Below are 987 nucleotides of genomic sequence, written 5' to 3'. Positions count from 1 at the left end.
GGCGCCTCCTCCAGCGACAGCGCGGCGAACCCGCGCGGCTTGTCGAGGTCGGACGCGATCTTCGCCAGGGAAGTCGAGCGCGAGATCGGCATCACGGTCTCGGTAGGGCTGGCGTCGAACAAGTTTCTCCATCGCGGCCGCGCTGCTCGGGCCGGGCCTGCGCGCCGACCCGGCGTTCACCGGACGCGCCAATATCTTCTCGGACCGGGCCGGCCTGCTGCTGGTCGATCGCGTGGGCGTCGACGCGCTCAACGACATCGACGAGGCGGTGACGCTCGCGACGCTCGACGAGCATGCGCTGGTCCCACAGGGCGCCATGGCCGCGACGGTGAAGATCATCCCGTTCGCGGTGCCGGAGGATCTCGTCGCCCGCGCCGAAGAACTCGCCCGCGCGCATGGGCCGCTGGTGCGTCTGGCGCCGTTCGAGGTCAGGCGCGTCGCCGCCATATCGACGCTGCTGCCGGGGCTCGAGCCCAAGGTGGTCGAGAAGACCATGACGGTGCTGCAGCGCAGGCTCGCGACCGCCGGGGCGAAGCTCGTGGCCGAGCGCCGGGTCCCGCATGACGAGCGCAGCCTCGTCCGCAGCCTGCGCGAGCTGGCCCTCGAGAAGCCCGAGATCATCATCGTGTTCGGCGCCTCGGCGATCACCGACCGGCGCGACGTCATTCCCGCCGCGCTGGAGGCGGCGGGCGGCGAGATCCGCCGGCTGGGAATCCCGGTCGATCCGGGCAATCTGCTGCTGCTCGGCGACCTTGCGGGCGTGCCGGTTCTCGGCGCCCCGGGCTGCGCGCGCAGCCCCAAGGAGAACGGTTTCGACTGGGTGCTCAACCGGCTGCTGGCGAAGCTCCCGCTCAGCGGCCGCGACATCAGCCGGATGGGCGTCGGAGGACTGCTGATGGAGATCCCGGCCCGCCCGCAACCCCGCCAGGAACGCGAGCTGCCGCGCGCCCCGAGCGTCGCCGCCGTGGTGCTGGCGGGGTTGCGGGC

Annotated in this window: 1 protein-coding gene; it reads left to right on the top strand. The window is 72.4% G+C overall.

The window, feature by feature from the left end; all coding sequences use genetic code 11:
* Window positions 1-232: 232 nt before the first annotated feature.
* Window positions 233-987 (top strand): molybdopterin-binding protein (locus tag ACIKT0_RS18985; RefSeq protein ID WP_407106849.1); only part of this gene is annotated, 755 nt, incomplete at its 3' end.

This window comes from Hansschlegelia beijingensis, assembly GCF_045505405.1.
GTDB lineage: Bacteria > Pseudomonadota > Alphaproteobacteria > Rhizobiales > Methylopilaceae > Methylopila > Methylopila beijingensis_A.
Note: the sequence above shows the minus strand (reverse complement) of the source record. Positions and strands in the feature narration are given on the sequence as shown.